The sequence below is a fragment of the Lysinibacillus sp. NPDC093210 genome, from assembly GCF_044753985.1.
Classification (GTDB): Bacteria; Bacillota; Bacilli; order Bacillales_A; family Planococcaceae; genus Lysinibacillus.
The window spans coordinates 391,973-401,858 of sequence record NZ_JBIVOE010000003.1 but is presented as its reverse complement, the minus strand read 5'-3'; the positions used below and the strand labels follow the sequence as shown (position 1 = coordinate 401,858).

The following is a 9,886-nucleotide window of genomic DNA, read 5'->3' as shown; positions in this document are numbered from 1 at the left end:
CAGAACGATATAGTGCTTAATTTTAAGCTTAGTCATCTTTACTAGAAACTAATACCTGTTGATTGGAGCGAAGGGCGGGCGACTCCTGCGGGAACAGCACAAAACATAAGACGCAACAGGCGGCGCAACAGCGACTAGTTGCGGCTTACGTTGTGCCCGCGGAAAGCGCCTGCCCGCAGCGGAAATCAACTGCAATAACTTGTACCAAAAATGAAGCGACAAATTCAGCGATTTATGCATATTTAAGGTTGAAAAATGAAAAATGTGACGGCTATACAAATACGTATAGCTGTTTTTTTGCTTTCTTATACATTTTTCGGGAAAAATGTTTTTTGAATTGGTATGATAGAAGATAGATAGAGGAGGTGCCGAATGGAGAAACAACTTCAAAAAATTACGGAGCTTATTGGATTTCGCTACTTTTTGATTGTCGTTCTCATCCTTACAGGGGCATTACAGTTTACATTTATGTATGGCAATGTAAAGGGTGTTACATACGATTTTAAACCATTGCAACTTGCATCCGAAACAGTAAGGTCGACGAAAACAATTGAAGATACAGTTAAGACTCAGCAGGAACGAGAAAAGGCTGCCAATGCAGTTACGCCCGTCTATCAATTTTCAGAAGACGTTGCAAAACAACGTGTAGCGATTGTGACGTCTTTATTTGATTATGTGCTTGAAGTGAAAAAGGCTGTTGACAGCAATAAAGATTCCGATGCAGAAGTCGACCAAGTGGCAAAGCTCCGCAAAAAATTAGAATCTATTGATGTTGATCAAATGCCTGTCATTTTTACAGATGCACAGCTCGAAGGCTTATTACAACAAAGTGAAGCAGATTTAAAGAGAACAAGCGTACAACTTTCAAAACTTGTACAAGAATATTTACAAAAATCGATTCGTAAAGAAAATGTGTTAGCTGCTCAAAATGATTTTGAAACAAAAATTCGTGGACAGCGTGGCTATCCTGATAAGATTTTAAGCACAGTCATATTAATTGGACGTGCAAGTATTGTTGAAAACGAAACAATTAATGAGGAACAAACAAAAGTTAGAATAGAGCAAGCTAAGGAAGCGGTTGAACCAACGCGTATACTCCAAGGTCAAATTATTGTACAGGAAGGCCAAATTATTGACAATGAGACATTTAGGCAATTAGAGCTACTTGGAATGGTGAGTAATAAAGCCTCAATGAAGCCAATTGCAGGGTTGATTATTTTAACCTTCCTTCAACTGATATTCATGTATATTTTATTTGATCGCTGGGAAATAGAAGAACCCAAAAAGCGCAATGCATTGCTCGTAACGGTTATTGTGTATAGTTTTTCAATTCTTCTAATGAAGTTTATAAGCTTAGTGGCAGATGGTTTTGATGTGACGGTTGCATTTTTATTCCCAACTGCATTAGCTACAATGCTTGTTAGACTGTTAGCTGATGATCGTGCGGCGGTATTAATTACCGTTATGACTGCTGCTTCGGCAGGTGTTATTTTCCAAGAAGGGTATTCATCTGTGATGCAGATGGAAATTACCTTATATATTATATTTGGTGGTTTTGCGAGTTTATTCTTTATGCGCAGTGTAGAAAAGCGCTCACATATTTTGCAGGCTGTTGCTGTTATATCACTTGTAAATATGGGCTTTATCGCATTTTATTTACTGATGACACAATCATCGTATGGATTGTCTGAGCTGCTGTTTTATTTTATAGCCGCAATATTATCGGCACTTTTATCAGGTGCACTTACAATGGGGCTATTACCATTTTTTGAGTCGGCATTTAGTTTGCTATCGACATTGCGTTTAATCGAACTGTCCAATCCAAATCATCCGTTGTTAAAAAAACTACTAATGGAAACACCTGGCACATATCATCATAGTGTAATGGTGGCAAATTTAGCTGAAGCTGCATGCGAAGCTATTGGTGCAGACGGATTACTAGCAAGAGTAGGTTGTTATTATCATGATATTGGCAAGACAAAGCGTCCAGCTTTCTTTATTGAAAATCAAATGTCAGGTATGAATCCACATGATTCAATGCCGCCAGAAACTAGTGCAGAAATAATTATTGCACATACTACTGATGGAGCTGACATGCTAAGACGATATAAAATGCCTCAAGAAATCATTGATATAGCGCTACAACATCATGGGACAAGTCTACTTAAATTTTTCCTTTACAAAGCAAAGGAAGAGGGAAAAGTGATTGATGAGGCAAAGTTCCGTTATCCAGGACCGAAACCACAAACGAAAGAGGCTGCCGTGATAAGTGTAGCAGACAGTGTGGAAGCGGCGGTTCGTTCAATGAAGGAACCAAATGCTGAGAAAATTCACAAGCTCGTGCGTGCTATTATCGATGATCGTGTACAGGACCATCAGTTTGATGAATGCGATATTTCGATAAAAGAGTTAAAATGTATAGAGCAAGTACTTTGTGAGACGTTAAATGGGATTTTCCATTCACGTATTGAGTATCCAAAGGCAGATAAGTAGGAGGCACTAATGATTTTAACGATTGATTTTACAGATGAAACAAATGAAGTAACTGCACAGCATATGGAGCTTGTGGAGAAGCTTCTACAACATGCTGCTAAAGTAGAAAAGATTGAACCTGAAACAGAAGTATCAGTTACCTTTGTGACAAACGAAGCTATCCAAGAAATTAACAGAGACTATCGCGGTAAAGATCAACCAACGGATGTTATATCGTTCGCCTTAGAGGAATTAGGCGAAGGTGAAATGGAAGTAACATTTGAAGGAATGCCACGTATTTTAGGTGATATTATCATCTCAACGGATCGCACAAAGGAGCAAGCTGAGGAATATGGACATTCATTTGAGCGTGAATTGGGCTTTTTAGCTGTCCATGGCTTCTTGCACTTATTAGGTTATGACCATATGGTACCAGAGGATGAAAAGGTGATGTTCGGTAAGCAAGAGGAGATTTTACAATCTTATGGCTTAGGACGTGACTAAATGGACTTACGCAAATATTTACGTTCGTTTGGATATGCTTTTGAAGGTATAATCACCGCATGTAAAGAGCAAAATTTTCAATCTCATTTGCTCAGTGCGGGCATTGTTTTAATCGTTGGTTATTTCACAGGTTTATCACAAGTAGAATGGTTTATTGTGCTATTATTAATAGCACTGATGTTTGCGCTTGAAATGATGAATACCGCTATTGAACGAGTTGTAGACTTAGCTTCAAAAGACATTCACCCACTTGCTAAGCAAGCAAAAGATATTGCAGCAGGTGCGGTGCTTGTATTTGCGGTATTCAGTGCTATAATCGGTTTACTAATCTTTATACCAAAATGGTTTTAACTTGTTTTTAGCAAAAGTCCACCACCTTTATAAGTGGGGAATGAATGCAAATTGTGCACTAAATTTAGTGGGAGTTTAAACTTTGGCTAAGGCAAGGAGAATGTCACAGATTTTAGAGTGGCTTTTCGAGCAGGCTCAAAAAAATCTGGACGCAATTACGCAAACGCCTAATTGATTAAAGAGTGCCTAGTTAATAAAGGCATAGATGATTTTTATGTAGAGGAGAATTAGCATAGATGAAGATGGATATGCATGCGTTACTAGAAGAATCTAAAAAAGCACGCGAGAAGGCATATGTGCCTTATTCAAAATTTAAAGTGGGTGCTGCGCTTTTAACTAAAAATGGGGATGTCATCCATGGCTGTAATATTGAAAATGCAGGTTATAGTATGACGAACTGTGCAGAGCGTACGGCGTTTTTCAAAGCAGTCTCAGAAGGTGTTTATGATTTTGAGGCGATTGCTATTGTAGCTGATACGGACGGCCCTTGTGCCCCTTGTGGTGCGTGTCGCCAAGTAATGATGGAATTTTGTGAACCATCTATGCCTGTATATTTAACAAATTTAAATGGTGATGTCACGGTAACGTCAGTTGGCGAGTTACTACCGTTTGCATTTACAACGGAGGATTTAGAGAATGCTGGAAAATAATACTGGCTATAAGTCAGGCTTTATCTCAATTATTGGACGACCAAATGTCGGTAAGTCTACCTTTTTAAATAGAGTAATTGGTCAAAAAATTGCCATTATGAGCGATAAGCCACAAACAACACGAAATAAAGTACAAGGTGTACTAACAACAGACGATAGCCAAATGATCTTTATTGATACACCAGGTATCCATAAGCCAAAACATAAGCTAGGCGATTTCATGTTAAAAGTATCGAAAAATACATTACGTGAAGTAGATGTTATTATGTTTATGGTAAACGCTGAGCAAAAGCTTGGTAAAGGTGACGAGTTTATTTTAGAAATGCTTGAAGGCAATCCAACACCTGTATTTTTAGTAATTAATAAAATCGATCAAATTCACCCAGATGAATTAATGAGTATTATCGACAGCTATAAGGAACGTTATGACTTTGCAGAAATAGTGCCAATCTCAGCACTTCAAGGTAATAACGTTGAAAACTTACTGGCAACTTTAACAAAATATTTACCCGAAGGTCCACAATATTATCCTGCCGATCAAGTAACAGACCACCCAGAACGCTTTATTATTTCAGAGTTGATTCGTGAAAAAGTGTTACATTTAACGCGTGAGGAAATACCACATTCTATAGCGGTAGTCATTGATAAAATTCGTCGTGATGAAGAAACAGAAGGAAAAATCCGTGTAGCGGCGACAATTATTGTAGAACGTGATTCTCAAAAAGGCATTGTTATAGGTAAACATGGTACACTACTGAAAGAAGTGGGTATCCGTGCTCGTAAAGATATAGAAATGCTTCTCGGATCTAAAGTGTATTTAGAGCTTTGGGTAAAGGTGCAAAAAGATTGGCGTAATAAATCGACGCATCTTCGTGATTTTGGATTCCGTGATGATGAATATTAATTTTCTTTGCGTGGCTTAATTACTTAGTTGAGATGATAAAATTTTTCGATTTCTTGAAGTGGACAAAGCGTCAGCTGAAGGGATGCTTTTAGCTTTACAGGAAATAGTACAGAGCTGTCCAAATACTGTTTGGAGAGCTCTATTTTCTTTGAAAACTTGCAGGAAGGAGGGGGATGGATGCTTTATAAATGGGAAGGCATTGTGCTAAAGGTTCGTGCATACGGAGAATCAAATAAAATTGTGACGCTACTAACGAGAGAAGCTGGTAAAGTAGCAACAATGGCGCGAGGTGCGAAAAAGCCCTCGAGCAGATTATCTGCGGTGACACAGCCATTTACATATGGGATGTTTATGGTACAGCATCATACAGGTATGGGTACATTGCAACAAGGAGAGCATCTAAATTCAATGCGTCATATACGTGAGGATATTGTAGCAACTGCCTATGCAAGCTATATAATGGAACTAATTGAACGTGTTGTGGAAGAAGGGAAGGCTGAGCCTTTTGCATTTGAAGTACTCCTACAAGCATTACAAGCGATTGAAGATGGCTATGATCCAGAAGCCATTACACTTTTTGTAGAGTGGAAAATGCTGCCTTACACAGGGGTACAACCAATACTCCATGCTTGTGCATCATGCGGAGCAGTTGATGGGGAATTTGCCTTTTCCTTTGCACAAGGGGGCTTCCTATGTCATCGTTGTTATCAGCACGACCCATATATTATTCGACTAACACCAACACAGCTAAAGCTGATTCGCATGTTTTATACCGTTCCAATTGATCAAATCGGCAAACTAGAATTAAAAAAAGAAACAAAATATTTCATTAAAAAAATTATTACAACCATTTATGAGGAACAAACCGGTATCCGCTTTAAGACAAAGAAATTCATAGAGCAATTAGAAAGAACACCTGAATTACAGTTAAGACCGTCTACAGACAAAACAGAAATGCCAGAGGACAACTAATATGTCCTCTGGCATTTTTTAAGTTTCGTACGGATTAATAGGCATCGGAATCATCGTATAAACCGTAATAAGTAGCCCATTTATCTGCAATTTTCATAAACTCAACATTTAAATATGCAGTTTCTCCATTTTTTCCAGTTACGTGTAACACAGCATTGCCTTCTGCTAATGGCGTTACAATCAATTTGTTGCCATCGATTACGGCTTTGACTGGTACTTTGTGTGTTGGATCAGAGCTATCATCTAAATCTTCTAATGCAACTTGCACAGGCTCAAAAGTAAAGTAATCGCTTGTAAACGTTAATTCATTTGTAATTTCGTAAAGGTCAATACTACGTACAAAATCATACGTATACACATCAGCCGCCATTGTTTGTTGTTGTGTACCATTTGTAAAAGTTAATAAGTATTGTCCATCTTTAAATATTGATAATGTTGCGCCGTTATCTTTCGTATCGAATGCATAGGAATCTGAAGATAACGCTTGGCCATCCGCTGTCTGAATACTTACTTCTGTAGGTGTGAACGTTAAATCCGTTTCATTTAGATTAAGAGGTAGATTTTCTAAATAATCTCCTTCATTTACTTCTTCTAGCGTAGCTTGCAGCTTACCATTGATAGATTTCACATGAACTAAGAAAAAGATATCTGTAAATTCCTCTGTATCTTCGTTAAAACCAGTGATAACCAATTTACCAGTGCCTTCTTTTAATGGCTTGATTGTAATAGTATTTGTTATCTCTTGTTCGTCATTCCAAGTGAAAATATCCTCCGCTGGTTCTATCCCGCCATATGATGCAAAAATAAAATCTTGATTATAATAATCTGCATGAATCATTGCGTTATTTTGAGTGTTTTCAGCGCGCACTACAAAAGAGGCTAGTTGAGAACGTTTTACATAGCTTTGAGGTCCAAAGGTAGTAGGCGTCGTACCTTTTGTAATGTTATTAGCAAATAATGTTTGAATATACGGCTCATATTCACTGCCAACCTTTACATCTGTAAAAGGTGTATCTATATCGTCAGTGATTGTTAAATCGAAGCCTTTTACAAGCATTTTGGATAGTTGACCACGTGTAATTTGTTTTGTCGGATTAAAATAGCCATTAGAGCCACTAATTATTCCTGCCTCTGCAAGAGCAGCGATTGCACCATAGTTTTCGTTATCAGGGGTAATATCCTTAAAGTGAGGATTTTTTACATGAACAGTATCTAGATGTAAAATGCCTGCTAAAATTTTAGCAGCCTGTGTACGAGTAATAAAATTTGCGGGTTTGAACGTGCCATCAGGGTAACCAGATATTATACCACGCTCGGCTAAGTTAATAATCGCTTTGCCTTCCTCAGTAGATGGATTAATATCGGGAAATAACGAAGCGGCATTAGCTGCAGGGGGGGCTATCACAATAGCGCTTGTTGCTAAAGTTGCAGCCAAAGCCATTTGATAAAAACGATGTGTATTCAATTTGTTTCCTCCAATGAATAGATATACATTTATAGCATTTTTCTTTCTAGTAAGAATCCTTCCTATGTACAGTTTCAAACTTCCGGACGATTGATTGTGAATGGTTGGTATTACTATGTATTGTTAAAAAAATGTACTTTAACATAAAAGATTAACTATAATAATATATTTATATCAAATTGTTGAAGGTGAGAATAGAGGGAATATTAACCACTATAAAATGGAAATTATGTAGTGTGCATTGATAGGTAACCTTCTCATTATTAGGAAAAAAAGATTAGTAGAACGTCAAAAGTTTGAAAACGCGAGAAAAATTTTGTTTTTTTAGCTATATGTTACATTAATAGAAAAATAGTTATTTTTTATAAAAATAAACTTTAGATTTGATTAGATTAGGTCAAATGAAGTGAAATTCAACTGGATGAAATAGTGAAGTTTAAAGAATTTATAAATCTAAAGAACTACTTTTTAAATAGTTTATAATATATGCATAGTATTAACTAATCATTTCAATCCCATATACTAGTTGAAAAGGCATTTTAACCTATGATATTGTAAAGATAAAGGAAATATATATTAGCTATTTTTGTATAATTATACTAATTAATTACATGGAAACCTAGTTTTGATTATTTAATTTGACATAGATATATATGAAAACCGTGCCTCTATCAGCAAAACGTACAATAGTACGTATTAGATTAATGCAGTCCTATGGAAAAGGGAGGGAGGTCACATAATGCTGTAAAGAAGCGTGTGTGGCTGAATAAATGCTAAGAAAAGTGACATTAAGTATTGATGAAGTAGAAGCGAATGATATTTTAGCAGAAGATATTTTTTCCGAGTATCGACTATTAGCTAAAAAAGATTTAGTGCTAACTGAGAGAATTATTGCATTACTTAAACTGAGAAAAGTAGGGGAATTATCAGTTTTTTTATCACCAGATTCAGTAAGGGTTGTTCATGATTTAAGTTTACAGCGTACAAGAGAGTATGAGGATGTATTTGCGCCGCTTTTAGAACAAAAAGAGGAAATAGATGAATATAAAGTAGCGGTCAACAATCTATTTATGACAACATTAGAAAGTGTTGTGCACGAATTGCGTTATGGTCAAATATTAAAAAGTACGCAGGACACAGCATATGTCAGAGGCGTGTTTGAGAAAATTTTAGAAAAAAAACATCGCTACGATTTACTAATACGTTTAAGAGAATGGGATGAGTACTCGTTTGTCCATTCATTTGATGCCTTTGTACTTGGAACTATTTTTGCGCGGCAAATAGGCTTAACGGACATAGAGATGCTAGCACGTGGTTATTTATTTCATGATATCGGCAAAGTATTTATTCCACAAGAGATACTAAGTTTAAAAAGAAAGCTGTCCGAAGATGAATTTGATATTGTTAAAACACATACAACAAAAGGCTATGAGCTCCTTCTAGAAAATGGTGAAGCGGATATCGCTTATTTAGCACGTGATCACCACGAACGCTTTGCGGGAAAAGGGTATCCTAATCAACTATGTGCAGATGAGATGAGTGATGGCGTTCAACTATTACAAATTATTGATGTCTATTCGGCGATGACCTCAAAGCGTGTGTATCATTCGGGGTATAACGCAACAGATGCTTTAGCAGTATTATATCGGGATCGACATTTATATAATGAAAAGTTTATGAATAAATTTGTAGAGTGTCTTGGCATTTATCCTGTAAACTCAGTTGTGTTACTATCTGATAATCGTAGTGCACAAGTAGAGCTTGTCTATGATTTATTTCCAACGTTACCGAAAGTAAAATTATTAGATGAGCAAACGTCCATGAATTTACCTCTGAATTATAGTGTGAAAATTGTTAAAATGATTGATTATCGTGCAAACAGTTTTGAAGAAATTTTCAACTTATTTATCGAACAGTTGATACGAAATGATGAAAATACTTTAAAAGTGTATTTCAATAAATTAATCGATCATTTACATCCGAAAGAAATTGTTTTAAAAATCTTCCTACCTGCCTATCGTATTCTACGGCTACTAACTCGAGAAATTCAAACAGATATGAAGAAATATAAAAATTCTATTCATATATTAAAGAAACTATTGGAAGAGCAATTAAGTGTTTTGTACATGGATTATCAGCATGAGCAAACAACAATTTTAGTTGTTGAAACTTCTATTCGTGAGAACTTTTTTATCAAACTTGTTCAGAGTATTTTGTATATTGATAAAATTGTGCCGTTCTTTATCAACCCTGGTGATGATCAACGGATTACACAACTGATGGAGCATTGCGGGGTCAATGTTGCCTACTTTATTGGGGAGGAACTGACGATAGACAAAAGAGTTCGCCCTATGCGTGAAGGCACATTTTTATATTATTCTTTAAGTGATATTGAGGAACTATTAGTAAACTTAGTTGGAATGAGTATGAAAAAGTTTTTATTTGAGGAAAAAATGCAGGAGCGATTATTTATATCGTTAAAAGCATAGAACATGGCCAAATCAAAACTTGATTTGGTTTTTATTTTTATAAATTTATAAAAAGGGATTGTTGGTTAAGTATTGAAAT

Annotated in this window: 8 protein-coding genes; 7 read left to right on the top strand and 1 reads right to left on the bottom strand. The window is 36.2% G+C overall.

The genetic code is table 11. The annotated features are described in order from the left end of the window. Positions 1–372: 372 nt before the first annotated feature. From ACIP9C_RS11180 to recO, 6 genes are all read left to right on the top strand, one after another. Positions 373–2,493: an HD family phosphohydrolase gene (locus tag ACIP9C_RS11180; protein WP_401010547.1), complete on the top strand. Its 2,121-nt coding sequence runs from the start codon at positions 373–375 to the stop codon at positions 2,491–2,493. A 9-nt stretch (positions 2,494–2,502) separates the two neighbouring features. Next, positions 2,503–2,976 (top strand): rRNA maturation RNase YbeY, encoded by a 474-nt coding sequence (gene ybeY / locus ACIP9C_RS11175; protein ID WP_340823626.1) that lies wholly within the window; start codon positions 2,503–2,505, stop codon positions 2,974–2,976. Continuing rightward, positions 2,977–3,327: a diacylglycerol kinase family protein gene (locus ACIP9C_RS11170; RefSeq protein ID WP_401010545.1), complete on the top strand. Its 351-nt coding sequence runs from the start codon at positions 2,977–2,979 to the stop codon at positions 3,325–3,327. Positions 3,328–3,563: 236 nt separating this feature from the next. Beyond that, entirely contained in the window at positions 3,564–3,977 is a 414-nt protein-coding gene (locus ACIP9C_RS11165; protein WP_340823628.1) for a cytidine deaminase, read from the top strand. Continuing rightward, positions 3,964–4,881 carry a GTPase Era gene (era, locus tag ACIP9C_RS11160; RefSeq protein WP_401010543.1) on the top strand — a complete coding sequence of 306 codons (918 nt, stop codon included), beginning with the start codon at positions 3,964–3,966 and terminating at the stop codon, positions 4,879–4,881. The genes ACIP9C_RS11165 and era overlap by 14 nt, the downstream gene beginning before the upstream one ends. Positions 4,882–5,058: 177 nt before the next feature. Next, positions 5,059–5,853, top strand: a complete 795-nt coding sequence (recO, locus tag ACIP9C_RS11155) for a DNA repair protein RecO (RefSeq protein ID WP_401010541.1) — start codon at positions 5,059–5,061, stop codon at positions 5,851–5,853. 34 nt (positions 5,854–5,887) lie between these two features. Here the strand turns inward: recO and ACIP9C_RS11150 are convergent, their stop codons facing one another. After that, positions 5,888–7,318, bottom strand: coding sequence for an S-layer homology domain-containing protein (locus ACIP9C_RS11150; RefSeq protein ID WP_401010539.1), 1,431 nt, complete (start codon positions 7,316–7,318; stop codon positions 5,888–5,890). 770 nt (positions 7,319–8,088) lie between these two features. Here ACIP9C_RS11150 and ACIP9C_RS11145 point away from each other — a divergent pair. Then, positions 8,089–9,807, top strand: a complete 1,719-nt coding sequence (locus ACIP9C_RS11145) for an HD-GYP domain-containing protein (RefSeq protein ID WP_401010537.1) — start codon at positions 8,089–8,091, stop codon at positions 9,805–9,807. Positions 9,808–9,886 lie beyond the last annotated feature (79 nt).